This is a genomic window from uncultured Sphingomonas sp., assembly GCF_934560975.1.
GTDB lineage: Bacteria > Pseudomonadota > Alphaproteobacteria > Sphingomonadales > Sphingomonadaceae > Sphingomonas_I.
Map to the genome: position 1 here is coordinate 44540 of NZ_CAKTFO010000014.1, position 22731 is coordinate 67270.

Annotated in this window: 26 protein-coding genes; 16 read left to right on the forward strand and 10 right to left on the reverse strand. The window is 68.0% G+C overall.

All coding sequences use genetic code 11. From position 1 onward, the window contains the following. The first annotated feature begins 8 nt into the window (after positions 1 to 8). Positions 9 to 341 (forward strand): DMT family protein, encoded by a 333-nt coding sequence (locus Q0D93_RS10055; protein ID WP_294393607.1) that lies wholly within the window; start codon positions 9 to 11, stop codon positions 339 to 341. On the opposite strand, the gene Q0D93_RS10060 is transcribed toward Q0D93_RS10055, so the two are convergent. The 3 genes from Q0D93_RS10060 to Q0D93_RS10070 form a co-directional block, all read right to left on the reverse strand. Next, positions 322 to 1341: a glycosyltransferase family 4 protein gene (locus Q0D93_RS10060; RefSeq protein WP_294393491.1), complete on the reverse strand. Its 1020-nt coding sequence runs from the start codon at positions 1339 to 1341 to the stop codon at positions 322 to 324. The two genes, Q0D93_RS10055 and Q0D93_RS10060, sit on opposite strands and share 20 nt — an antisense overlap. Positions 1342 to 1349: 8 nt before the next feature. Beyond that, positions 1350 to 2885: an alpha-amylase family glycosyl hydrolase gene (locus tag Q0D93_RS10065; RefSeq protein ID WP_366510272.1), complete on the reverse strand. Its 1536-nt coding sequence runs from the start codon at positions 2883 to 2885 to the stop codon at positions 1350 to 1352. 106 nt (positions 2886 to 2991) lie between these two features. Next, positions 2992 to 4107 (reverse strand): glycosidase, encoded by a 1116-nt coding sequence (locus Q0D93_RS10070; protein ID WP_294393495.1) that lies wholly within the window; start codon positions 4105 to 4107, stop codon positions 2992 to 2994. Between the two features lie 82 nt (positions 4108 to 4189). Between Q0D93_RS10070 and Q0D93_RS10075 the strand changes: the two genes are divergently transcribed. The 3 genes from Q0D93_RS10075 (at position 4190) to Q0D93_RS10085 (ending at position 5386) form a co-directional block, all read left to right on the forward strand. Continuing rightward, positions 4190 to 4396, forward strand: a complete 207-nt coding sequence (locus Q0D93_RS10075) for a DUF2945 domain-containing protein (protein WP_294393498.1) — start codon at positions 4190 to 4192, stop codon at positions 4394 to 4396. A 97-nt stretch (positions 4397 to 4493) separates the two neighbouring features. Then, positions 4494 to 4751, forward strand: a complete 258-nt coding sequence (locus Q0D93_RS10080; RefSeq protein ID WP_294393500.1) for an SWIB/MDM2 domain-containing protein — start codon at positions 4494 to 4496, stop codon at positions 4749 to 4751. A 191-nt stretch (positions 4752 to 4942) separates the two neighbouring features. Then, positions 4943 to 5386, forward strand: a complete 444-nt coding sequence (locus Q0D93_RS10085; protein ID WP_294393503.1) for a MucR family transcriptional regulator — start codon at positions 4943 to 4945, stop codon at positions 5384 to 5386. 281 nt (positions 5387 to 5667) lie between these two features. Here the strand turns inward: Q0D93_RS10085 and Q0D93_RS10090 are convergent, their stop codons facing one another. Further along, positions 5668 to 6258, reverse strand: a complete 591-nt coding sequence (locus tag Q0D93_RS10090) for a J domain-containing protein (RefSeq protein WP_294393505.1) — start codon at positions 6256 to 6258, stop codon at positions 5668 to 5670. 36 nt (positions 6259 to 6294) lie between these two features. Between Q0D93_RS10090 and Q0D93_RS10095 the strand changes: the two genes are divergently transcribed. Then, entirely contained in the window at positions 6295 to 6582 is a 288-nt protein-coding gene (locus tag Q0D93_RS10095) for a BolA family protein (RefSeq protein ID WP_294393507.1), read from the forward strand. Here Q0D93_RS10095 and Q0D93_RS10100 read toward each other — a convergent pair. After that, positions 6579 to 8045 (reverse strand): M23 family metallopeptidase, encoded by a 1467-nt coding sequence (locus Q0D93_RS10100; protein ID WP_294393510.1) that lies wholly within the window; start codon positions 8043 to 8045, stop codon positions 6579 to 6581. The genes Q0D93_RS10095 and Q0D93_RS10100 overlap by 4 nt on opposite strands. A gap of 210 nt (positions 8046 to 8255) precedes the next feature. On the opposite strand from Q0D93_RS10100, the gene Q0D93_RS10105 reads away from it, so the two are divergent. From Q0D93_RS10105 to Q0D93_RS10125, 5 genes are all read left to right on the forward strand, one after another. After that, complete coding sequence (locus Q0D93_RS10105; RefSeq protein ID WP_294393512.1) at positions 8256 to 10766, forward strand: helicase-related protein; 2511 nt, start codon at positions 8256 to 8258, stop codon at positions 10764 to 10766. Then, positions 10766 to 11026: an RNA-binding S4 domain-containing protein gene (locus Q0D93_RS10110; protein WP_294393515.1), complete on the forward strand. Its 261-nt coding sequence runs from the start codon at positions 10766 to 10768 to the stop codon at positions 11024 to 11026. The genes Q0D93_RS10105 and Q0D93_RS10110 overlap by 1 nt, the downstream gene beginning before the upstream one ends. A 47-nt stretch (positions 11027 to 11073) precedes the next feature. After that, positions 11074 to 11412 carry a ferredoxin FdxA gene (gene fdxA, locus Q0D93_RS10115; RefSeq protein ID WP_294393519.1) on the forward strand — a complete coding sequence of 113 codons (339 nt, stop codon included), beginning with the start codon at positions 11074 to 11076 and terminating at the stop codon, positions 11410 to 11412. A gap of 199 nt (positions 11413 to 11611) precedes the next feature. Continuing rightward, on the forward strand, positions 11612 to 12145 hold the full coding sequence (locus tag Q0D93_RS10120; RefSeq protein WP_294393522.1) for a CarD family transcriptional regulator: 534 nt from the start codon (positions 11612 to 11614) through the stop codon (positions 12143 to 12145). A 131-nt stretch (positions 12146 to 12276) separates the two neighbouring features. Next, positions 12277 to 12975, forward strand: coding sequence for a head GIN domain-containing protein (locus Q0D93_RS10125; protein ID WP_294393526.1), 699 nt, complete (start codon positions 12277 to 12279; stop codon positions 12973 to 12975). A 7-nt stretch (positions 12976 to 12982) separates the two neighbouring features. Here Q0D93_RS10125 and Q0D93_RS10130 read toward each other — a convergent pair whose 3' ends face one another. Then, positions 12983 to 13387 (reverse strand): DUF1489 domain-containing protein, encoded by a 405-nt coding sequence (locus Q0D93_RS10130; protein ID WP_294393529.1) that lies wholly within the window; start codon positions 13385 to 13387, stop codon positions 12983 to 12985. Between the two features lie 31 nt (positions 13388 to 13418). After that, positions 13419 to 14834 (reverse strand): magnesium transporter, encoded by a 1416-nt coding sequence (gene mgtE / locus Q0D93_RS10135; RefSeq protein WP_294393531.1) that lies wholly within the window; start codon positions 14832 to 14834, stop codon positions 13419 to 13421. Between the two features lie 94 nt (positions 14835 to 14928). Between mgtE and Q0D93_RS10140 the strand changes: the two genes are divergently transcribed. Both Q0D93_RS10140 and Q0D93_RS10145 read left to right on the forward strand, forming a co-directional pair. Continuing rightward, the gene (locus Q0D93_RS10140) at positions 14929 to 15945 is read left to right on the forward strand and encodes an LLM class flavin-dependent oxidoreductase (RefSeq protein WP_294393534.1); all 1017 of its coding nucleotides are present in this window, start codon (positions 14929 to 14931) and stop codon (positions 15943 to 15945) included. A 30-nt stretch (positions 15946 to 15975) separates the two neighbouring features. Beyond that, a complete protein-coding gene (locus tag Q0D93_RS10145) occupies positions 15976 to 16440 on the forward strand; it encodes a peptidylprolyl isomerase (RefSeq protein WP_294393537.1) in 465 nt (154 codons plus the stop codon). 56 nt (positions 16441 to 16496) lie between these two features. Here Q0D93_RS10145 and Q0D93_RS10150 read toward each other — a convergent pair whose 3' ends face one another. The 3 genes from Q0D93_RS10150 to Q0D93_RS10160 form a co-directional block, all read right to left on the reverse strand. Then, a complete protein-coding gene (locus Q0D93_RS10150; protein WP_294393540.1) occupies positions 16497 to 16916 on the reverse strand; it encodes a DUF2141 domain-containing protein in 420 nt (139 codons plus the stop codon). Beyond that, positions 16913 to 18832 (reverse strand): 1-deoxy-D-xylulose-5-phosphate synthase, encoded by a 1920-nt coding sequence (dxs, locus tag Q0D93_RS10155; RefSeq protein WP_294393544.1) that lies wholly within the window; start codon positions 18830 to 18832, stop codon positions 16913 to 16915. The genes Q0D93_RS10150 and dxs overlap by 4 nt, the downstream gene beginning before the upstream one ends. A 64-nt stretch (positions 18833 to 18896) precedes the next feature. Beyond that, positions 18897 to 19361, reverse strand: coding sequence for a transcriptional repressor (locus Q0D93_RS10160; RefSeq protein WP_294393547.1), 465 nt, complete (start codon positions 19359 to 19361; stop codon positions 18897 to 18899). Between the two features lie 89 nt (positions 19362 to 19450). Here Q0D93_RS10160 and Q0D93_RS10165 point away from each other — a divergent pair, with 89 nt between their 5' ends. The 4 genes from Q0D93_RS10165 to gloB are packed head-to-tail and all read left to right on the forward strand — an operon-like array spanning position 19451 to position 22713. After that, positions 19451 to 20488 carry a COX15/CtaA family protein gene (locus tag Q0D93_RS10165; RefSeq protein ID WP_294393551.1) on the forward strand — a complete coding sequence of 346 codons (1038 nt, stop codon included), beginning with the start codon at positions 19451 to 19453 and terminating at the stop codon, positions 20486 to 20488. A gap of 31 nt (positions 20489 to 20519) precedes the next feature. Further along, positions 20520 to 21254, forward strand: a complete 735-nt coding sequence (locus tag Q0D93_RS10170) for an alpha/beta hydrolase (RefSeq protein ID WP_294393553.1) — start codon at positions 20520 to 20522, stop codon at positions 21252 to 21254. Beyond that, positions 21251 to 21988, forward strand: a complete 738-nt coding sequence (locus Q0D93_RS10175; protein WP_294393555.1) for a hypothetical protein — start codon at positions 21251 to 21253, stop codon at positions 21986 to 21988. The genes Q0D93_RS10170 and Q0D93_RS10175 overlap by 4 nt, the downstream gene beginning before the upstream one ends. Beyond that, on the forward strand, positions 21985 to 22713 hold the full coding sequence (gene gloB, locus Q0D93_RS10180) for a hydroxyacylglutathione hydrolase (protein WP_294393558.1): 729 nt from the start codon (positions 21985 to 21987) through the stop codon (positions 22711 to 22713). Before Q0D93_RS10175 ends, gloB begins: the two co-directional genes overlap by 4 nt. Positions 22714 to 22731: the final 18 nt, after the last annotated feature.

A 22731-nucleotide genomic window follows, 5' to 3' on the forward strand; every position in this document is an offset into this window, starting at 1 on the left:
CGCCATCCCTGACCGTGCTTGCCCTGCTGATCCTGTCCAACAGCTTCATGATCACCGCCTGGTATGGTCACCTGAAGTTTCCGGCCGCGCCCTTGTGGGTGGTGGTGTTCGCATGCTGGGGCATCGCGCTGGCCGAATATTGGCTGGCGGTGCCGGCCAACCGCTTCGGCCATGCGCACGGATTGTCGGCGGGCCAGCTGAAGATCATGCAGGAATGCGTGACTCTGGCGGTGTTCGCCGTCTTCGCGCTGCTGGTGCTGAAGGAGCCGCTCGGCTGGCGCTATGCCGGTGCCTTCGCCTGCATCGGCGGGGCGGCCTGCTTCATGTTTGTCGGCCGCTGAGGATACGTTCGTACAATTCCAGATAGCGGTCGGCCATGTGCTCGACCGAGAAACTTTGCTCGACCGAGCGGCGGCAGGCGGCGCGGTCGATCCTGTCCACGCTCCCGATCGCGGCCACCGCCTCGTCGAAGCTGTCGACCAGGAAGCCGTTGACCCCGTCCTCGATCAGTTCGGGCATGGAGCCGCGATTATAGGCGATGACGGGCGTGCCGCAGGCCATCGCCTCCACCACCGACAGGCCGAACGGCTCGTCGAACCCGATCAGGTGGAGCAACGCCTTGTGCCCGCCCAAGGCCTTCAGCCGCGCCGCGCCGCCGATCGGCCCGTTGAAGACGACACGGTCGCCGTCGATGAAGGGCGCGACCTCGCGCGCATAATAACCTTCGTCCTGAATGATCCCGGCCATGGTCAGCCGATGGTCCGTTGCGGCCGCCGCCTTGATCGCATCGGCCGCGCCCTTGTCGGGGTGCATCCGTCCGAAGAAGAGCAGATCGTCGCCGCCATCCGCATCGAACGGAAACTCATCCAGCCGGATGCCGTGGTGGATCGTCGCCGCATAATGCAGATCGGGGTGACGATCCGCGTCCGAGATGGCGACATAATGGACCCGGTCCTCGTACCGCTTGAACACCGGCACGATCCGTTCGGACGAGAAGCCGTGGATCGTCGTCACCTGCGGCGTATCCACCAGGCGGGAGAAAGCGAGCGGCACGAAATCCGCCTGGTTGTGGATCAGGTCGAATTCGCCCGCGCGCTCGAACACGTGGGAGACGTGCAGCATCTCCATCACCTTGGCGTCGAGCGTGCGGTCCTCCGAATATCCGGCCGGCACCACCGCCGCGAGCGTGCCGGCGGTCTCGCTATCGGCCGTCGCGAACAGGGTGACGTCCACGCCCTTGGCGACCAGGGCTTCGGTCAGCAGGCTGGTGACGAGTTCCCACGGTCCGTAATGGCGCGGCGGGGTGCGCCAGGAAATCGGCGCGAGCATGGCAATCCGCATAGATGATGTCAGTCCTGAACCAGAAGAATGACGCCCTCGTCGGGCTCCAGCCGCCCTGTGAAGACGTCCGAGCCGATGGTCGAGAGCAGGAGCGTGCCACGAACCGGCACCGCCTGGGGATCACGGCCCAGGTTGAGCGCGACGACGATCCGCTCACTCCCTGATACGCGCTGGTAGGCGATCACGTCGCCCTCCGCCTCGATCATGGTCAGCGATCCCGTCGCCAACGCGGAATGCGCGCGCCGCAGCCGCAGCAGATCGCGGTGGAGCGACAGCATGGAGCGCGCGTCATCCGCCTGGCCCGCGACGTTGCGGGTCCGCCAGTTGGCATGGAGCGGCAACCATGGCTCGGCGGCGGAGAAACCTGCTTGAGGGCCGCCGTCCCACGCCATCGGCGTGCGCACCGGATCGCGGCCGAAGCCGAGCCCCGGCTCGCGCAGCTCACGCGGGTCCCGCACCCGGTCGGGCGGGATCGCGCCGTCGGTCAGCCCGATCTCGTCGCCATAATAGAGCGTGGGCGTACCGCGCAGCGTCAACAGCAGCATCGCCGCCACGCGCGCCTGCGCCTCCCCGACCCGCGTGGCGATGCGCGGCCGGTCGTGATTGCCGAGCACCCAATTGGGCCAGCCGCCCTGCGGCAGGGCGGCGTCATAGTCCCGGATCATGCGATGCAGGCTGCGCGCATCCCACGCCGCGTCGATCAGCTGGAAATTGAACGGCAGGTGCACGCCGTCCCCGTCCTTGCCGTAATAGGCCATCAGCCGTTCGACCGGCAGATAGATCTCGCCCACCAGCACCCGGTCGTCATAGCTGTCCGCCAGCGCCCGCATCTCGGCGGCGATGGCGAACACATCCGGCTGATCGGTCGAATGGAGCTGCAGCACCTTGTGCATGTCCGCCATCCCCTCGCGCCAGTCCGGGTTGGCGGGATTGTCGGGGAAGTCGGCATGTTTGATCATGTGCCACAATATGTCGACGCGGAAACCGTCGGTGCCACGGTCGAACCAGAAGCGCATGGCGTCCAGCATCGCCGCCCTCAGTTCCGGATTGCGCCAGTTGAGGTCGGGCTGCTCGGTCAGCATGGCGTGGTAATAATATTGGCCGGTGCCGACGTCCCATTGCCAGGCGGAGCCGCCGAAATCGCTGATCCAGTTGTTGGGCGGCCCCCCATCCGGCGCGGGATCACGCCAGATATACCAGTCGCGCCTGGGATTGCTGCGCGAGGAGCGGCTTTCCACGAACCAGGGATGCTGGTCGGACGAATGGTTGGGCACGAAGTCGAGCAGCAGCCGGAGCCCGCGCGCATGGGCCGCCGCCAGCAATCGGTCGAAATCCGCCAGCGTGCCGAACAATGGGTGGACGCCCGTATAATCCGCCACGTCATAGCCGAAATCGACCATCGGCGACGGAAAGATGGGCGAAATCCACACTGCATCGACGCCCAGCGCCACCAGATGATCGAGTCGGCGCTCGATGCCGGCGAGATCGCCGACCCCGTCCCCGTTCGTGTCCTGAAACGATCGCGGATAGACCTGATAGATCACGCCGCGCTCCCACCAGCGCGGTGTCGGGGGTGATGCCGCGGTCAGATCGATGCCCTTCGCTGTTGCTGGTCGCCAAGCGTCCATATTCCGGCTTGGTTCCGCTGGGTCAGGCGAAGCGCGCCTTGGGGATGTGGGTGATGCGGCAGGCGAGGTCCGCTTCGCCCGACGCGACGACATAATGGTCGCCGGCGTCCGCAATGCCGGTGGTGAACACCACCTCCGTCGGCAGATAGAGCTGCTGTGCGATCGGCGCGGTCAGGGCCGCATTCGCCTCCAGCAGGGGCTCCTTATCCTCCAGGCGCAGGACGCGCCACGGCTCGTCCCGGTCCAGCAGAGCCCAGAAGCTGCGGTAGATGCCGACCTTCTGGCGCGTCTCGACCCCGTGATAGATCATCAACCAGCCATCCGGCGTCAGGATCGGCTGGCTGCCGCCACCCAGTTTCATGGACGAGGTCGCACCCTTGCGCGGACGCAGGAACGGCTGGTCGAGCGGTTTCCAGTGCAGCGCGTCGGGCGATTGGGCGAGGTTGATGGACGGGCCGCCCATCCACTCGCTGTCGTGCGGGTAGGCGAAATACACTTCGCCCAGCGGCCGGGTCAGCGCCAGGAACTTGCCGCCCACCAGCCCTTCGAACAGGATCATATCCTTGTTCTGGTGGTCCAGCACGATGCCGAGCAGCCGATAATTCAACCCGTCCTCGGAAACGTGCAGCGTGGTGGAATGGCGTTCCGGCGCGACCGAGCAGGTCGTCATGTACCAGCGATCGCCGATGCGGGTGATCCGCGCATCCTCCACGCCATAGCATTGATAGGGCGCGGCCGGCTCGATCGCCTTGTCGTAATGGATCGCCACGATGCCGCGGCCGTCGGGCGTGATCTCCACCGGCAGCAGCCACGACAGCGAGGTCAGCGCCAGCATCCGGTAATTGCCGCCGCCGACGTCGAACTGGCGCGGATCGCTCATGTTCACGCCGGCAAGCGGGTGATCGTCGAGCACGTAACCGGCCGGCGTCCAGCGGATCGCGCGGACATGGTCGTCCTCCACCGGCTCGCTCAACGCCTCCGCCACGCGCACCATCAGCAGCAGATTGCCGTTGGGCAGGCGCGTCATGCCGGGATTGAACGCGCCCAGCACATAGGTCGGCACGCTCAGCGAGCGGCGCAGCGGCGACCGGGCGAGATCGACATCGTCCGGCGTGAAGATCAAGCTGTCCTGGCTCATGCCGCCCCTCCCCCGACTACGCGATGGTGCAACCAATTCGCGGGCCGGCGATTGGCTCCCGCAGATCGCGAGGAGAGCGAAGATGGCGTCCGAACTGCACAAAGGCGACAAGGTCAGCTGGAACAGCCACGGCGGAACGGCCCACGGCAAGGTGGTGAAGAAACAGACCAGCCCGACCGACATCAAGGGCCACCATGTCGCGGCGTCCGAGGACAATCCCGAATATATCGTGGAGACCGACGACGGCAAACGCGCCGCCCACAAGCCCGACGCGCTCCATAAAGGCTGAAGCGCGGGGCACCGGGGGCAGGGCTTGCCAAAATCCCTTTGCGGCGAGATAGCAAGGAGAGCCTTGAGAGAGGGGCCGCAAAAGGAGGACTTTTTTTATGGCACAGGCAGCAAAAACAGGCGGCATCCACAAGCCCGTCACTCCATCGGAAGATCTGGCAGCCGTGGTCGGTTCGGGCGCGATGCCCCGCAGCGAGATCGTCAGCAAGCTGTGGGAGTACATCAAGAAGAACGATCTTCAGGATCCCAAGGACAAGCGTCAGATCAACGCCGACGACAAGCTCGAAAAGATCTTCGGCAAAAAGAGCGTCAGCATGTTTGAAATGAACAAGCACGTCTCTGCCCACGTCAAGTAACCCTTACGGGTTTCTGGCGGGACATATCCCTGCGGTCGGGCCGGCACGTTGTGTCGGCCCGTTTCGTTTCGGTTCCGACAGAAACAAGCACTGATCCAGGTGAAACCAAGTCGGGCCGCACGTAGTTAAAATGCTCGCACCGGAGCGAAGCTTCTGCTAGCCCTCCCAAATCCTTTAGTAGAGCATATGCAATGTCCGAAGAAAACGCGATCGACCTGCTTACCCTGACCACGGAAATCGTTGCCGCGCATGTCGGCCACAATCGCGTGGCGGTCAGCGAGCTACCCGAATTGATCGCCAAGGTGCACAGCGCCCTGTCCGGTCTGGGCGAAGAGCCGCAGGAGCCGGAGCAGGCCGAGCAGAAGCCGGCCGTGTCGATCCGTTCTTCGGTCAAGCCGGATCACATCATATGCCTGGAAGACGGCAAGAAGCTGACCATGCTGAAGCGCTACCTGCAGACGAATTACGGCATGACCCCGCAGGAATATCGCGCCAAGTGGAAGCTGCCGGCGGACTATCCGATGGTCGCCCCCAATTATGCGGAAAAGCGCCGCGACCTTGCCAAGGCGATTGGCCTGGGCCGCAAGAGCGGCGAGGCTGCACCGGCCGCGCGCCGGACCCGCAAGAAGGTCTGAACGCTTCGACCAGGCGGTGTCCGGGACCAAGCCATACGGCTTGGCGCCGGCACCGCACGGGAGCGGACGCCGATCCGCTGGGCCATCGGGTTCGGCACGGCACGCAACGCAGCGGCGCATCAGCGGCGCCAGATTGCCCGCCCCCGCATCTTCCTGCCGACCGTAACGGCGGCTCGCCCTGGCGCCGATGCGCGTTCCGGGCCTCATCCTCTCTTGTCAGCCGTCGAGACCGACTGCCGTTGATCGTGGCGAACCCAGGCGGCACGGTCGCCCCGTGATGCCTAGGCGAAGGCGGGCGCTTTCTTCAGCTGACCATAGGCTTCGATCACCGCCTGCAGGGCGCGCTCCTGGCTGCGATCGCCGCCGTTGCGATCGGGGTGGTAGCGGCGGACCAGTTCGCTGTAACGCTGGCGAAGCGCCCGGCGGTCGGCATCGGCCTCCAGCCCCAGCACCTTGAGCGCGCGGCGGTCCGCGTCGCTCAACGGCTTGCCGTCATTGCGCGGTGCCTGGCGACCGGCGCCGTAGCGGGCCTGGATCGCGTCCAGCGGATCGATGAAGTCGGCCCAGCGCGGGGTCGCGCCGGATGCCGCCGCAAACGCCCGCGTCTCCCGCTCCCAACCCGCATAGGGGGTCTGCTGGGCGGTGATCTCCTCCGCGCTCATCCCTTCGAAGAAGTTGTAGCTGGCGTTGAAGGCGCGGACATGATCCAGGCACAGCCATTGATAGTCGCCCGGACTGTCGGCTGTCGGCCGTGTGCCACCCCTGACGGGCGCGCGGAACTCGCCCGCGGCGACGCAACCGGGGGCGCTGCACGCCCGGGCCCCGGGAACACGACCATGGAAGCGGGGCTGACGGGACTTGGCGTCGGGCAACAGTGATTCTCCCTTGAACCCCGCTATATAGGCGCCATGGAGCAACATCCCACCGGGCCGGTCGCGGCCGAAATCGAACGGCGTCTGGCGGCCGCCTTGTCCCCCCAACGGCTGGCCGTGATCGACGACAGCGCCAAGCATCGCGGCCATGCCGGGCATGATCCGCGCGGGGAAAGCCACTTCACGGTGGAGATCGTCGCCCACGCCTTTGCCGGCGCGTCACGGGTGCAGCGTCATCGGCTGGTGAACAGCGCGCTGGGGGAATTGCTGCGCGATCGCGTCCACGCTCTGGCCATCGTGGCGCGCGCGCCGGACGAAGCCTAGGAGCCGGACACCCGGACCGAGGTCAGCCGCGCCAGCGTGGCCCGGAAGCGGGCCAATTCCGATCCGGCAAGACGCGCCGCCTGCACGAACTTCACGGCGGCGGGGTTCACCGCGACATTGTTGCGGAACACCTCGAAATGCAGGTGCGGGCCGGTGGACAGGCCGGTGGAACCGACATAGCCGATCACCTGGCCGGCGGCGACGGATTCACCCGCATGAACCTTGATCCGGCTCATATGCGCATAACCGGTACCGAGCCCGCCATCGTGGCGGATCTGGACGTAATTGCCGTGCCCGCCATGCCAGCCGGCAAAGGTAACCCGGCCGGTGGTGGCGGCGACGATCGGCGAGCCCATCGGCGCGCCGTAATCGATCCCCTTGTGCATGCGGCCATAGCCCAGCACCGGGTGGAAGCGCATGCCGAAGCTGGAGGTGAGGTGGCCCGCCACCGGCATCTTCATGCCGCCGCGGCTCTCCCCCACACCAGCGGCATCGAAGAACTGTTGCTTGCCGCCCTGAATCCACTTCAGCAGGCGCAGCTTGCGCTTGCCCTGATCGACTCCGGCATAGAGCAGGCCGCCCGTCTCGGTTTCGCCGGTGGCGGCGCGGCGATGCTCCACCACCATGTCGAAGCGGTCGTTGGAGCGGAGGCTGCCGATCGACAGATGCTGGGCGATGGCGCGCAGATAGGTCTGGATCGAGCTGGCGGGCGCACCGGCGGCGCGTGCGGCGGACAACAGGCTGGAACCGACCCAGCCGACAATGTGCAGCGGCGTATCGTCCACGGCGATCGGAATGCGCTTGACGCGGAAGCTGTCGCCCGTGCGCTCGACCTCCAGCGCCAGGTCGAACTTGGCGCGGAACGCCAGCATGTCCAGCGGACGCGCCACGCGCTTGCTGCCCCGCCGCCCCAGCGTCATGTCGAGCTTGGTGCCGGACCTGATCTCACCCAGGGCGACCGCCTGGCTGACGGCGGCGGCGACGACCTTGGCCTGATCCTCGCCCACGCCGTTACGCTGGAGCACGCGGGCGAAGCCGTCGCCCGAGCCGAGCGTCGCCGTCACCTGAACCTGCGGCCGCTCGGGCGTATCCGCCAGGCGCTCGGCCAATGCGGTCGGCACCACCTTGCGGCCCGTGTCCGCGCCGAATGCCGTCGGACTGATCGCCTGGGCCCGCATCTCCTGCGCCTGGGCAGGGCCAAGCGGCGCCGCAACCGGGCCGGGCAGCGGGCGGATGCCCGGCGCGAACGCCAGCGCCACGCCGCACAGGGCGGTACAGGTCGCAAGCCCGCGCCACCATTCGCGGCTGCCGATGCGCTGGCCGAGGTCCACCACCAGTTCGGCCTGGGTCGCACGGTCCAGGCCGTGGCGCAGCCGGTCGCGCGGGGTCAGGCGGATCGGCACGGGCGCCTGGATCGCGATGGCGCCGCCACCGCCGAAACCTTCACTGTTGCGCAGATACATGCCGGATCCCCTGCCATCCCTGGGCTTCCCGATCTTTTTGCCGGGCAGGGCGACAGGACTGTGGACACCAGGTGTTAAAGTCAAACTAATCAGACCTATTATCCGTAACAGCTGCGACGAAATGCGGCGTTTTCCCGCTAAAGCGATGATCTGCATCGGAACCCGTTGATCCCTTGCTTTTGGCTCGGTTTGCGCCATCTTGAGCCTGCCATGACGCGTTTCGCCGCCGAGCCGCTGGTTGCGGTGCTGGGCCCGACCAATACGGGCAAGACCCACTTGGCGGTGGAGCGCATGTGCGGCCACTCCTCCGGCATGATCGGCTTTCCGCTGCGATTGCTGGCGCGCGAAGTCTATGAGCGCGTGGTCGCGATCAAGGGGGCGGATTCGGTCGCGCTGGTTACCGGCGAGGAGAAGATCGTGCCCGACAAGGCGCGCTATTTCCTCACCACCGCCGAAAGCATGCCGCTCGACCGGGAGTTCGCCTTTGTCGCGCTGGACGAGGCGCAGCTGGGCGCCGATCCGGAGCGGGGCCACGTCTTCACCGACCGACTGCTGCGCGCGCGCGGCCGTGAAGAAACGATGCTGCTGGGGTCGGAGGCGTTGCGCCCGATGCTGAAGGCGCTGACGCCGGATGCCGACATCATCACTCGCCCGCGTTTTTCTACCCTGACCTATGCCGGCCCGGCCAAGCTGTCGCGCCTGCCCAAACGATCGGTGGTGGTCGCCTTCTCGGCGGAGGAGGTCTATGCCGTGGCGGAGATGCTGCGCCGCCTGCGGGGCGGGGCAGCCGTGGTGATGGGCGCTCTGTCGCCGCGCACCCGCAATGCCCAGGTCGCGATGTTCCAGGCGGGCGAGGTGGATTACCTGGTCGCGACCGACGCGATCGGCATGGGCCTCAACATGGATGTGGCGCATGTCGCCTTTGCCTCCTTGCGCAAGTTCGACGGGCGCAGGACGCGCCGGCTGACGGTGGCGGAGATGGCACAGATCGCCGGACGCGCCGGGCGGCACCAGCGCGACGGCACCTTCGGCAGCCTGGGACTGGAAGGGCAGCCCGCCCAGTTCGAGGATGAGGAGGTATTGGCGATCGAGGAGCATCGCTTCCCGCCGCTCGACCATCTCTACTGGCGCGACGGCCAGCCGAGCCTGCTCTCGGTCGATCGCCTGATCGCGGACCTGGAGCGCCGACCCGACAATCTGGTGCTGCGCGCCGCACCGCAGGCGATCGACCTGGCGGTGCTGAAGCGGCTGGCGGACGAGCCGTGGGTGCGCGAGCGCGCGCGCGGGGAGGCGATGGTGGCGCGGCTGTGGAGCGCGTGCGGTTTGCCCGACTTCCGCAAGACCGGGGCGGAGCCGCACAGCCGCATGGTGGCGCGCATCTTCCGCCACCTGAGCGAGGGCGATCGCCGCCTGCCGGTGCAATGGTTCGCGGACGAGCTGGCGCGGCTCGACACCATCCAGGGCGATGTGGAGGCCCTGGCCGATCGCCTCGCGGCGGTGCGCACCTGGGCCTATATCGCCCACCGCCCGGACTGGCTGGCGGAGCCCGGCCTGTGGGCCGAGCGCACCCGCGCGCTGGAGGAGAAATTGTCGGACGCGCTGCACCAGCGCCTGACCCAGCGTTTCGTCGACCGGCGCACGTCCGTGCTGATGCGCGATCTCGGCGCCAAGGGCGCGGACCTGCTGCCGATCAAGGTGGCGGAGGACGGCACCGTCACGGTGGACGGCGAGGCGATCGGCGAGCTGATCGGCTTCCGCTTCAAGGCGGATGCGTCCGCCCGGCATGGCGACATGAAGCGGCTGATGGCGGCCGCCGAACGCCGGCTCGGGGCAGAGCTTGCCCGCAGGGCGGCGACGCTGATCGCGGACGAGGATGCGCAGTTCAGCCTTGCCACCGATGCCGGCCGGCCGGTGGCTTTGTTCTGGCGCGGCGACGTGGTCGCCCGATTGCGCCGGGGCAAGGGGCTGCTCGGCCCCAAGCTGGAACTGCACCGCGCGCTGGATGCGCTGACGCCGGCCGATCGCCAGGGCGTGTTCGCGCGGCTGCAGACGTGGCTGGACCATGGTATCGCCCGCCACCTTGCCCCACTTGCCGCGATCCACGCGGCGGCCCGCGATCCCGATCAGCCGGCGGCCGCGCGCGCGCTGCTGGCGCCCTTGAGCGAGGCCGGTGGCGTGATTGAGCGCAAGGGACTGGAACCGGCGCTGGCCACGCTCCAGCGCGATTTGCGCGGGCCTGTAAATCGGCTGGGCGTGCGGATCGGCACGCTCGACATCTTCGTGCCAGCCCTGCTCAAGCCCGAAGCGGCCCGCTGGCGGGTGGCGCTGGCGATGGCGCAGGACAATGGCGTCATGCCGCTCCTTCCCCCGATCGGCGCGGTGTCGGTTTCCACCCCGCGCGACTCGGCCACCTGTACCGCCTTTCTGATCAGCGGATTCCGCGCGCTCGGCGCGCAGATGCTGCGGGTGGACCAGATCGAACGGCTGGCGCGCAATGCCCATGATGCCCGGTCGGGGCGCAAGGCCTTCGTGCCCGACCCCGGCCTCGCCACCTCGCTCGGCCTGCTGCCGGCCAGTTTCACCCAGCTGATGCTGGCCTTGGGCTTCCGTGCAAGCGAGCAGGGCTGGATCTGGAAGGGCAAGCGCCCCGCCCCGGCCGACCGCCCCGCGCTGGCCCGCCCCGGCAATGCCTTTGGCGCGCTGGCCGACCTCCGGCTCTGATGCGGATCGACAAGTTCCTGTTCTTCGTCCGGCTGGTCAAGACCCGTGGGCTGGCGCAGCACCTGGTCGCAGACGGGCATATCCGCCTCGACGGGCGGGTGGTCGATCGCGCCCATGCGGAAGTGCGTGCGGGCTCCGTACTGGCATTTCCGCTTCACGGGCGGGTGCGCGTGCTCAAGGTGGAGGCGCTGCCGTCAAGGCGCGGCCCCGCGCCCGAGGCGCAGGCCTGTTACACCGATCTGTTGTCCGCTGCCGGTTGACCCATGCGCCGCCGCGCCATATGCGCGCCGCGTCCGAGGAGCTTTCAATGACCTACGTCGTCACCGACGCCTGCATCCGCTGCAAATATATGGACTGCGTCGAGGTGTGTCCGGTGGACTGCTTCTACGAAGGCGACAACATGCTCGTCATCAATCCGTCCGAATGCATCGACTGCGGCGTGTGCGAGCCGGAATGCCCGGCGGAAGCGATCCTGCCCGATACGGAAAACGGCCTGGAAAAGTGGCTGGAAATCAACGCCACCTTCTCCGCACAATGGCCCAACATCACCCGCAAGCGCGATGCACCGGCCGATGCCGACGCGTGGAAGGGCGTGGCGGACAAGTATGACGCACATTTTTCGCCGGAACCCGGCCAGGGCGACTGAACACCTATCCGGATGAATTCCCGGTAATGCCGCTGAAAAGCTGGCATTACCGTGCCATTTCTGCTACAGACTGGGTCGAGAAGCGGATGCCGCGCGGGCATCCGCAGCATTGGATACGTTTCCGACCGCCCCTTGTTGCCGCCGGGCCGCTCACGGACCCGCCGGAACCTTGCGGTCCGCTTGAGCAGAAAGGTCTTACATGGCTGCCAAGGCGCTGAGCTTCGTCGTCGGCGATTATGTTGTTTATCCCAAGCATGGCGTCGGCCGCGTGGTCGAACTGCAAAGCCAGGAAATCGCGGGCGCCAAGCTGGAATTGTACGTCCTGCGCTTCGAAAAGGAGCGGATGACGCTCCGCGTGCCGACCAACAAGGCGGAAAGCGTCGGCATGCGCAAGCTGTCGTCCAACGCGCAGATGACCGACGCGCTCACCACGCTGAAGGGCAAGCCCAAGGTCAAGCGCACCATGTGGTCGCGCCGTGCCCAGGAATATGAGGCCAAGATCAACTCGGGCGACCTCGTTTCGATCGCCGAGGTGGTGCGCGACCTGTTCCGGGCCGAAGACCAGCCGGAGCAGAGCTATTCCGAGCGCCAGATCTTTGAAGCGGCGTGCAGCCGCCTCGCCCGCGAACTCGCGGCGATGGAGCAGATCGACGAGCCCAAGGCGCAGGTGAAGATCCTCGACATCCTGCGTGCCGCCGCCGCCATCCACAACAAGGTCGCCGCCGCGGACTGACCGCACGGCCGGGGTCCATGGAAGGGCGGCGCTCCCCGGTGGGTGCCGCCCTTTTTCATGCCCGACGCATCTGTTTGACGCGCATCGCCAATTCGGTGTAGCACTCGCATAACACAGTGGAGTGCCCTCCGATGCGCCTGCTCGTCCTTGCCGCCCTCATCTCCGCCACCGTTGCCGGTCCGGCGGTCGCTACCACCCGAACCTTCCCGGTGGGCGGGTTCGACCGTATCCGCAACACCGTTCCCTTCGACGTCCGCGTACATACCGGCGCGCGGCCGTCGGCGCGCGCCAGCGGACCGCAAAAGATACTCGATCGCCTGGTGATCGACGTCCGCAATGGCGAATTGGTGGTCGGCACGCGCCGGGGCAGCTGGATCTCCAGCTGGACGTGGAACCGCAACAGCGAGCCGGTCGTGATCGACATTGCGGTGCCGGCTCTCTCCGCCGCCGCGCTCGACGGGCCGGGTGCCATCCGCATCGATCGGGTTCAGGGACGCAGCTTTACCGCCAGCCTCTCCGGTCCCGGCGACATGACGATCGCCAGCCTCCAGGCCGGCAATGTGGACTTCCGCCTGGCAGGGCCGGGCAACATCGTCGCCGCCGGTCGGGTCGCTTCGGCGCGTCTCGACCTGAGCGGACCCGGCGACATTCGCGCCATGGGACTGACGGTGCGCGATGCCGCCATCTCGGTCAGCGGACCCGGCAGCATCGCCCTTACGGCCACGGGGGCGGTGCGCGGCAGCCTGTCAGGTCCGGGCGACATCACCGTTCGCGGCGGCGCGCAGTGCGACATCCGCAAGAGCGGGCCGGGCGCCGTCCACTGCGGCTGAGCCGGTCCTATACCAACGCCAGCGCCGCGAGTGCGCTCATCAGGCCTGGCGGCAGGGTCGCAAGCTCGTCCGCCTCGCCATCCAGGTCGAGCGGTGCGTCTTCCGCCGTCAGATAGCGCCAGCCCTGATGCGCGCGTTTCGGCCTGGCCCGCACCGGCAGCAAGGCATGCTCAAGCCGGATCAGGCAATGGCCGCGCTCATCCTCCTCGAAGCGCAGGATCGGGCTGCGCGCGACCAGCTGATGCTTGATGATCCAGAACAGCGATCCGCCGACCAGCTCGGCATGCCGGTTCGGGCGATAGCGAGTGGTGATGAACGTCTCCCCGGCCGTCGCGCGCCCGGTCAGGCGATCGCGCAACGCATCGGCATCGCCGCAGCCGACCGCAACCTTGGTGATGTGAAGTGCCGCCATTGCAGGGATATAAGGCGGCGGCGGCGGGGCGCTAGCGGGTCAGCCCGGTTGCGGTCGCCAGACCGAGGAAGGCGAGGAATCCCATCGAGTCGGTGATCATCGTCACGAAGATGGACGAGGCGACGGCCGGGTCCGCCTTGAACCGCTCCAGCGTCAGCGGCACGAACACGCCCGCCAGCCCGGCGATGAAGATGTTGGCCATCATCGCGGTGCCGATTACGAAGCCGAGATCGAGATTGTGGAAGGCCGTGCCGACCACGACGCCGATAATGGCCGCGATGGTCACCCCGTTGAGCAGCGCCACCGCCAGTTCGCGGCGCACCGCGCGGACGCTGTTGGAACGGGTGAGCTGGTTGGTGGCCAGCGCGCGCACCGTCACCGCGAGGGTCTGGGTGCCGGCATTCCCGCCGACACCGGCCACGATCGGCATCAGCGCGGCCAGTACGACCATCCGCTCCAGCGTGCCCTGAAACAGGTAGATGATGGTCGCGGCGACGGTCGCGGTCGCCAGGTTGGTGATCAGCCAGCGCACCCGCGCCTTGTAGCTGTCCACCACCGGCTCGTTGATGTCGCCTTCGCCCGCGCCGGACAGCAGCAGCACGTCCTCGCCCGCTTCCTCCTGGATGATGTGGACCACGTCGTCGACCGTGACCATGCCGACCAGCCGGCCGGTGCGATCGATCACCGCGGCGGAGATCAGGGCATATTTCTGGAAGCGGAGCGCCACCTCCTCCTGATCCATGTCGGCCGGGATCAGCGTCTGCTCGCGCTGCATCACCGCCGCGATCGGGGCATCGTCGGGCGCGCGCATCACCCACGATACCTTGCAGGTGCCGACCGGCTTGTGCGCGATGTCGACCACGAAGATTTCCCAGAAATCGGTGGTCAGGTCGTCATTGCCCCGCAGATAGGCGATCACGTCGCGGACACACCAATGCTCCGGCACCGCGATCAGGTCGCGCTGCATCAGGCGGCCGGCGGACTCCTCCGGGTAGGACAAAGCCTCCTCGATCGCGGCGCGATCCTCCGGCTCCATCGCGTGGAGAACCTCGCGCTGGTCCTCGACGTCCATGTCCTCGATGATCGCGACCGCGTCATCGGTATCCAGTTCGGACGCGAAGTCCGCGACCTGCTGGGCGGACAAGGCTTCCAGCACCTCGTCACGGACCCAGTCGTTCATCTCCGCCAGCACGTCGCCGTCGATCAGGCCGACCAGCGCGCTCGCCAGCGGCTGGCGCTGCTCGCTGGGCGCGAGTTCCAGCAGGTCGGCAATGTCGGCGGGGTGGAGCGGCTCCACCAGCGCACGGGCGCGCGCGACCTGCCCCTCGTCGACCGCCGCGATCACCTCGGCGACGAATTCGGGCTTCAGCCGATCCTCCTCGTCATGGTGGGTGGGGGTGACCGGATCGGTCTGGAGAATGCCGATGTCGCCGTCCGTCTCGCTCATGGCCCCACTCCCCGCGCGTTCGGGCGAGCGATTAAGCGGGCGGCGAGGACTTGTCAGCCCTTCATGCGCGGCAACCCGTCCCCATATGGCACGCATGCCTTATCGTCTTTCCGTTCTCGACCAGTCGCCGATCCCCGCCGGCGGCACCGCGGTGGATGCGCTTGCCAACACGCTGGACCTGGCGCGCACCGCCGACGCGCTGGGTTACGAGCGATACTGGATGGCGGAGCACCATGCCTCGCCCGCGCTCGCCGGGGTGGCGCCGGAGGCGCTGATCGGCCCGGTCGCGCTGGCGACGCACAGGATGCGGGTGGGTTCGGGCGGCATCATGCTGCCCCATTATTCGCCGTTCAAGGTTGCGGAGACGTTCGCCATGCTGTCCGCGCTGGCACCGGGCCGCATCGACCTGGGCCTCGGCCGCGCGCCGGGCAGCGACCAGCGCACCGCCTTTGCCATGCAGCGCGACCGGTCGCGGCGGATGCCGAACGACTTCACCGACCAGCTGGACGAGCTGTCCGGCTATTTCGAGCAGACGCTGGGCGACGATCATCCGTTCGCGCCGTTGCAGGCCACCCTGCCCCGTGGCGGGGGGATGCCGGACATATGGATGCTCGGCTCCTCCCCCGAATCCGCATTCTGGGCCGCCGAGCGTGGGCTGCCTTACTGCTTCGCCGACTTCATCAATTCGGATGGCGCCCATGTCGCCAAGGAATATCGCCGCCAGTTCCGCCCGTCCGCCGCCCTGGCCGAACCCTATGTCATGGCCGCGACCTGGACGATCGCCGCACCGACGCGGGCGGAGGCCGAGCGCCTGGCCCTGCCCGCCAAGATGATGTTCGCGCACCTGATGGCGGGCAAATTGATCCCCGTCCCCTCGGTAGAAGAAGCGGAGGCATGGCTGGCGGACAATCCCCTGGCCGACCGCCAACGCCGCCGCACCGTGCTGGGCACCCCGGCCGACGTGCGGCAAGGGCTTGACGCGGTGGCGGCGAGCTATGGCGCGGACGAGCTGATGCTGGTCAACATCATGGCCGATCACGCCACTCGCCGCCGATCCTATGAACTGGTGGCGGCGGAATATGGGCTGGCGCCCGTCGCCGTCGCTGCCTAAGCGCCCCATCATCCCTGAAGGAGAGACCCTATGGCCGAAGACACGCTGACGCTTACCCTGGACACCGGCAATGGCGGCGGTGGCGACGTCGTCATCACGCTGCGCCCCGATCTGGCGCCCGGCCACGTCGCGCGCATCACCGAGCTTGCCAAGGACGGCTTCTATGACGGCGTGGTGTTCCACCGCGTCATTCCGGGCTTCATGGCGCAGGGCGGCGATCCGACCGGCACCGGCATGGGCGGTTCCGAGCAGCCGGACCTCAAGGCCGAGTTCAACAGCGAACCGCACGTGCGCGGCGTCTGCTCGATGGCGCGCGCGTCCAACCCGAACAGCGCCAACAGCCAGTTCTTCATCTGCTTCGACGATGCCAGCTTCCTGGATCGCCAATACACCGTCTGGGGCCAGGTGACGTCGGGCATGGAGCATGTCGACGCGCTGCCCAAGGGCGAGCCGCCGCGCGCGCCGGGCAAGATCGTCAAGGCGACGGTCGCCTGACCTGACGCGGCGACGCCACGAGCGGGCGGGCGGGGCGATGGCCCTGCCCGCTTGCATCATCCCAGGAAGTAGCGGACTTTGACCTCCACCCGCTGCGGATCGCGGCCATGGTCGAACGCGGCCTTGGCGAAGCGCGGGGGGAACAGGCGCGGCATGGCATCGTTGGAAAAGCCGATGCCTTCGCGCGGCAGGCCGATCCAGTTGCGGCCGAGCTTGTCGTCGTTATCCGCATCGTGGAACGCCTGCGCCGCGTAGCGGCCGGGCGGCACGTTGCGCACCACCACGCTGACCACACCCGCCTTGGCCGCCGCGCTGGCCGACCAGGTGCAATCGCCCATGAACTGTTGTTGCGAGCAGATCGCCACCCGCACCATGCCATCGCCGGACCGGACGCCGGTCACCACCACCTCGATCGGCGCGCCCATGTCCGTCGCACCAAGCAGCAGCGGCGCCGCCACGCACAGCAGCAGCCTCACCCCGCGACACCCACCCCGACGCTGTTGTGACGCAAGGCCGAAAGCACCGTGTTCACGATCGCGTCCGCATCCAGCCCCGCCTCGGCATATTGCGCCTCCGGCTTGTCATGTTCCTGGAAGCGGTCGGGCAGGCGCAATGTGCGCAGCTTCAGCCCGCCGTCGGTCAGCCCTTGGTCGGAGGCGAAGGTCAACACATGCGCGCCGAAGCCGCCGGCCGCCCCCTCCTCGATCGTCACCGCTACCTCGTGCGTGGCGAGCAGGCGACGGATCAGCACCTCGTCCAGCGGCTTGGCGAAGCGGAGGTCGGCCACGGTGGTGGCCAGGCCCTGCGCCTCCAGCCGATCGGCGGCCTTGAGCGATTCCTCCAGCCGGGTGCCGAGCGACAGGATCGCCACCGTCTTGCCTTCGCGCACGGTCCGACCCTTGCCGATCTCCAGCCGCTGGGGCTGGTCGGGCAAGGCGACGCCGGTGCCTGACCCGCGCGGGTAACGCACTGCCGTGGGACCAGCGTCATGCTCGGCCATGGTGTGGACCATGTGGACCAGTTCCGCCTCGTCCGCCGGGGCCATCACGATCATGTTGGGCAGGGTGCAGAGGTAAGCGAGGTCGAACGCGCCGGCATGGGTCGCGCCGTCAGCGCCGACCAGCCCCGCCCGATCCATCGCGAAGCGGACCGGCAGGTTCTGGATCGCGACGTCATGCACCACCTGATCGTAGGCGCGCTGGAGGAAGGTGGAATAGATCGCGCAGAACGGACGCATCCCCTGTGCGGCGAGGCCGGCAGCGAACGTCACCGCATGCTGTTCGGCAATGCCCACGTCGAAGCTGCGATCCGGGAACGCCTTGGCGAAGCGATCGATGCCGGTGCCGGACGGCATGGCGGCGGTGATGGCGCAGATCCTGGCGTCATGCTCAGCCTCGCTCGCCAGGGCGTCGCCGAAGACATTCTGGTAAGCGGGCGGGCCGGGCGGGCTCTTGGCCTGCGCGCCCGTGATCACGTCGAACTTCTGCACGCCATGATATTTGTCGGCCGCGTTTTCAGCCGGGGCGTAGCCCTTGCCCTTCTTGGTGACGACATGGACCAGGATCGGCCCTTCCTCCGCATCGCGCACATTCTCCAGCACCGGGATAAGGTGGTCGAGATTGTGACCGTCGATCGGGCCGACATAATAGAAACCCAGTTCCTCGAACAGGGTGCCGCCCATGGTCATGCCACGGGCAAATTCGTCGGTCTTGCGCGCCGCCTGCTGCATCGGGCGTGGGAAGCGGCGGGCGAACTTCTTCAGGATTTCGCGCAGGCCCAGGAATTCGCGGCTGGAAACGATGCGGGAAAGATAGGCGCTCAATCCCCCGACCGGCGGCGCGATCGACATGTCGTTGTCGTTCAGGATCACGACCAGGCGATTGCCCGCCGCCTCCGCATTGTTCATCGCCTCATAGGCCATGCCCGCCGACATGGCGCCATCGCCGATCACCGCGATCGCCTTGCCGGGCTTGTTCGCCAGCTTGTTGGCGACCGCGAAGCCCAAAGCCGCCGAGATGGAAGTGGAGCTGTGCGCCGCGCCGAACGGATCATAGGCGCTCTCGCTCCGCCGGGTGAAGCCGGACAGGCCGCCCGGCTGGCGCAGCGTGCGGATGCGGTCGCGCCGCCCCGTCAGGATCTTGTGGGGGTAGGCCTGGTGCCCGACATCCCAGATCAGCACGTCGTCGGGCGTGTTGAACACATAATGGATGGCGGTGGTCAGCTCCACCACGCCCAGTCCGGCGCCCAGGTGCCCGCCGGTGCAGGATACCGCCGCCACCGTTTCGCGCCGCAATTCGTCGGCAAGCTGGGGAAGCTGTTCGGGTTTCAGGCGGCGCAGGTCGGCCGGCGTGGCAACCGTGTCGAGCAGCGGGGTGGCGGGGCGATCGGACATGGGACGTGTGACTCTCCGTAGCCGACCGGTCTAGGCACTCCCGCGCAATAAGGCAAAAGCCGCGTCAGTTATCCGCACAGGCGGCACAACGTCCCTGCACTTCGATCACCGGGCGGACCGGGGTGAAGCCGGCGGCGATGGCAGTGCTGCGCACGCGCGCGGTCAGCACGTCATCGTCGATATGGGTGGTCTTGCCGCAGCCGTCGCACACCAGGAACATGCAATCGTGGCGACAGGCCGGGTGGGCGTTGACGACATAGGCGTTGGCGGTCTCGATCCGCTGCGCCAGATTCGTGGTCACGAACAGGTCGAGGATGCGATAGATGCTGTTGGGGGCGACCCGCCGTCCTTCCGTGCGCGACAGGGCATCCGCCACGTCATAGGCGGTGGCGGGGCGGCCGAACCCGTTCAGCGTCTCGAAGACGTTCGCGCGCATCGGCGTCCATTGCTCGCCCGCCGCCTCCAGTGCGGCCCGGGCCGCATCGGCAAGATCGGCGCCGTGTTCCAGCCTGTGTTCATGCTTCCCCATATCCGCAAGATAGTCCTTGCGAGACATACTCACAAGCAAGCGGGCGGGGCAGCGTTGCGCCTGTCCGGCAGCGGGCGCATAGCGCGCCCGTGCCACATGCCCGCTTTTCCCGCCCCCGCCCGCGTGCTTATGGCGCGTGGCTGCTGGTCGTCGCCGCCATGGTGCTGGCCATCGTCGTCGTGGGAGGCATCACCCGCCTGACCGAAAGCGGCCTGTCCATCACCGAATGGAAGCCGGTGCGCGGCATCGTCCCGCCGCTGAACGATGCGCAGTGGCAGGAGGAGTTCGCCGGGTACAAGGCGATCCCGCAATATCGCGCGTTCAACACCAGCATGACCCTGGACGGGTTCAAGCACATCTATTTCTGGGAATATCTCCACCGCCTGCTGGCGCGGCTGATCGGGCTGACGCTGGCCGCCGTGCTGGCGGTGTTCTGGTGGAAGAAGTGGATCCCCAGGGGTTATGGCTGGCGCACCGTGCTGATCCTGGGCCTGGGCGGGCTTCAGGGCGCGATCGGCTGGTGGATGGTCGCCTCCGGGCTGGAGCAGCGGACGGAGGTGAGCCACATCCGCCTGGCCGTGCACCTGATGGCGGCGATGCTGATCTATGCGGTGCTGATCTGGACCGCGCTGGACCTGCGCACCGCCCGCCAGCCGGCGCGGCTGCGCCTGGCGCCCTTGCTGGCGATCCTGATGCTGGCGGTGCAACTGGCGCTGGGTGCGCTGACTGCCGGGCTGCGCGCGGGCTACGCCTTCGCGACCTGGCCGCGCATGGGCGACGCCTGGCTGCCGGCGGGGGCATGGGCGCACGGGCAAAGCGCCCTGTTCAACCTGACGTCCAACCCGGTGGTGGTGCAGTTTGTGCATCGCTGGTGGGCATGGGCGGCGGCGGCGGCGGCACTGTGGCTGGCGGCGCACGCCGCGCGGGCGGGCGCGGTCACGCGCGCGGGCGCCCTGCTGGCGCTGGTCGCGATCCAGATCGGGCTGGGCATCGCCACCCTGCTGTCCGGCGTGGCCCTGCCCCTTGCCGTCGCGCACCAGGCGGTGGGCGCGCTGCTGCTGGGTGCCATGGTCGCGGCGGCGCATGGCGTCGGCGCCGCCTTACACGGGCGCACCTTCACGTCTTGATCGGAGGGCCGCCGCTCCCCATCACGGGCGGATGACGGACATGCTTTCCCGCCCCGGCCTGCCGGCTTTGGCCTATCACCATCGCCCGGGCGATGGGCCGACCATCGTCTTCCTGCCGGGTTATGGATCGGACATGAGCGGCGGCAAGGCCGTCATGCTGGATGCGTGGGCGGCGGAACGCGGCCGGGCGATGCTGCGCTTCGACTATCGCGGGTGCGGCGCAAGCGAGGGCGTGTTCGGCGACGCGACACTGGACGACTGGCGCGACGACGTGCTGGACGTGATCGACCGGCTGACGCAGGGGCCGATCCTGCTGGTCGGCTCCTCGATGGGCGGCTGGCTGATGCTGCTGGTCGCGCTGGAACGGCCGGAGCGGGTGGTGGGGCTGGTCGGCATCGCCGCCGCGCCGGACTTCACCGAATGGGGTTTCGACGACGCCGCGCGTGACGTGCTGGCCAGCGATGGCCTGATCGTCAACGAATCGCCCGATTACGAGACGCCGGAGGTGATCACCCACGCTTTCTGGAGCAGCGGGCAGGAAAATCGGCTGCTGGAAAGCGAGATCGCGATCGATGCGCCGGTGCGGCTGCTGCACGGCCTTGATGACAGCGACGTGCCGCCGTCCATCGCTTTCCGCCTCGGCCGGGCGTTGCGTTCAGCCGACGTGCAGACGATCCTGGTCAAGGGCGGCAATCATCGCCTGTCCGGTCCGCGCGAGCTTGCCCTGCTGCGCGACACGGTGGCGCGCCTGTTGGACCAGCCATGATCCCCTTGCTTGCCCTTGCCTTGCCGCTCGCCCAGCTTCCCGGCGGGGACGCCGCCCGCTTTTCCGCCTGCACCGCCCTGATCCGTACCGATGCGGCCAGGGCGGTAACGGAGGCCGAAGGCTGGGCCGGGCAGAACAAGACCCTGCCGGCGCGCCACTGCCTGGGGCTGGCCTATGCCGCGACGGAGCGGTGGCTGCCCGCCGCCTCTACGTTCGAGCAGGCGGCGCAGCAGGCGCAGGCGGATGGAGACGGCCGCGCCGCCACCCTGTGGAGCGAGGCGGGCAATGCCGCGCTGGCCGCCGACGATCCGAAGCGCGCCCGCGACCTGCTCGACCGCGCGCTCGCCTTGCCCGCGCTGCCGGCGGTGGTGGCGGGCGAGGCATGGGTCGATCGCGCCCGCGCCGACTTCGCGCTGGATGACATGGCGGGCGCGCGCGGCGACCTCGATCACGCGGTGCGGCTGGTGTCCAGCGATCCGTTCGCATGGCTGCTGTCCGCCACGCTCGCGCGCAAGCAGGGCGACCTGCCGCGCGCGCAGGCCGACATCGCACAGGCGGTGCAACTGGCCGGCGACGATCCGGCGGTGCAGCTGGAGGCCGGCAATACCGCCGCCGCCGCCGACCGGCGCGACGAAGCACGCCAGGCATGGACCCGCGCCGCGCAGCTTGGCCCCGACACGCCGGAGGGCAAGGCCGCATCCGCCGCGCTGGCAGCCAACAAGGATCTGCCATGATCCAGGTGGCGCGCATCCCGGTGCTGGACGACAATTATGTCTGGCTGCTCCACGAGGATGCGAGCGGCGAGACGGTGGTGGTCGATCCCGGCGAGGCCGAGCCGGTTCTGGCGGAGGCGGCCCGGCGCGGCTGGCGCATCGGCCAGATCTGGAACACGCACTGGCATGGCGACCATGTCGGCGGAAATGCCGCGATCAAGGCGGCGACCGGCTGCACCGTCACCGGCCCCGCCGCCGAGGCCGGGCGCATCCCGACGCTGGATCGCGAGGTTGCGGAGGGGGATTCGGTGACGATCGGCGGCATCGAGGCGATGGTGTGGGCGGTGCCGGCGCATACGGCGGGGCACATCGCCTATCATCTGCCGGGCGAGGCGATGGTGTTTGTCGGCGACACATTGTTCGCGATGGGCTGCGGCCGATTGTTCGAGGGCACGGCCGCGCAGATGTGGAACAATCTGCAACGGCTCGCCACCTTGCCGCCGGAGACCCGCGTTTATTGCGCGCACGAATATACGGCGGGCAATGCGCGCTTCGCTGTCGTGGCGGAGCCCGACAATGCGGAGATCGCGGCCCGTTTGAACGAGGTCCGGGCCCTGCGCGAACGCGGTGAGGCGACCGTGCCGTCCACCATCGGCCGGGAACGCGCCACCAACCCCTTCATGCGCGTCCATGATGCGGACGGGCTGGCCCGGCTTCGTGCCGCCAAGGATGCGTTTCGCGGATAAGGCACCCAAACGCATCCC

Coding starts and splice junctions, on each gene's coding strand:
- Q0D93_RS10060 (WP_294393491.1), bottom strand. CDS start 1,341: ATGCGGATTGCCATGCTCGCGCCGATTTCCTGGCGCACCCCGCCGCGC.
- Q0D93_RS10070 (WP_294393495.1), bottom strand. CDS start 4,107: ATGAGCCAGGACAGCTTGATCTTCACGCCGGACGATGTCGATCTCGCC.
- Q0D93_RS10075 (WP_294393498.1), top strand. CDS start 4,190: ATGGCGTCCGAACTGCACAAAGGCGACAAGGTCAGCTGGAACAGCCAC.
- Q0D93_RS10080 (WP_294393500.1), top strand. CDS start 4,494: ATGGCACAGGCAGCAAAAACAGGCGGCATCCACAAGCCCGTCACTCCA.
- Q0D93_RS10085 (WP_294393503.1), top strand. CDS start 4,943: ATGTCCGAAGAAAACGCGATCGACCTGCTTACCCTGACCACGGAAATC.
- Q0D93_RS10095 (WP_294393507.1), top strand. CDS start 6,295: ATGGAGCAACATCCCACCGGGCCGGTCGCGGCCGAAATCGAACGGCGT.
- Q0D93_RS10100 (WP_294393510.1), bottom strand. CDS start 8,045: ATGTATCTGCGCAACAGTGAAGGTTTCGGCGGTGGCGGCGCCATCGCG.
- Q0D93_RS10105 (WP_294393512.1), top strand. CDS start 8,256: ATGACGCGTTTCGCCGCCGAGCCGCTGGTTGCGGTGCTGGGCCCGACC.
- Q0D93_RS10110 (WP_294393515.1), top strand. CDS start 10,766: ATGCGGATCGACAAGTTCCTGTTCTTCGTCCGGCTGGTCAAGACCCGT.
- fdxA (WP_294393519.1), top strand. CDS start 11,074: ATGACCTACGTCGTCACCGACGCCTGCATCCGCTGCAAATATATGGAC.
- Q0D93_RS10120 (WP_294393522.1), top strand. CDS start 11,612: ATGGCTGCCAAGGCGCTGAGCTTCGTCGTCGGCGATTATGTTGTTTAT.
- Q0D93_RS10125 (WP_294393526.1), top strand. CDS start 12,277: ATGCGCCTGCTCGTCCTTGCCGCCCTCATCTCCGCCACCGTTGCCGGT.
- Q0D93_RS10130 (WP_294393529.1), bottom strand. CDS start 13,387: ATGGCGGCACTTCACATCACCAAGGTTGCGGTCGGCTGCGGCGATGCC.
- mgtE (WP_294393531.1), bottom strand. CDS start 14,834: ATGAGCGAGACGGACGGCGACATCGGCATTCTCCAGACCGATCCGGTC.
- Q0D93_RS10140 (WP_294393534.1), top strand. CDS start 14,929: ATGCCTTATCGTCTTTCCGTTCTCGACCAGTCGCCGATCCCCGCCGGC.
- Q0D93_RS10145 (WP_294393537.1), top strand. CDS start 15,976: ATGGCCGAAGACACGCTGACGCTTACCCTGGACACCGGCAATGGCGGC.
- dxs (WP_294393544.1), bottom strand. CDS start 18,832: ATGTCCGATCGCCCCGCCACCCCGCTGCTCGACACGGTTGCCACGCCG.
- Q0D93_RS10160 (WP_294393547.1), bottom strand. CDS start 19,361: ATGGGGAAGCATGAACACAGGCTGGAACACGGCGCCGATCTTGCCGAT.
- Q0D93_RS10170 (WP_294393553.1), top strand. CDS start 20,520: ATGACGGACATGCTTTCCCGCCCCGGCCTGCCGGCTTTGGCCTATCAC.
- Q0D93_RS10175 (WP_294393555.1), top strand. CDS start 21,251: ATGATCCCCTTGCTTGCCCTTGCCTTGCCGCTCGCCCAGCTTCCCGGC.
- gloB (WP_294393558.1), top strand. CDS start 21,985: ATGATCCAGGTGGCGCGCATCCCGGTGCTGGACGACAATTATGTCTGG.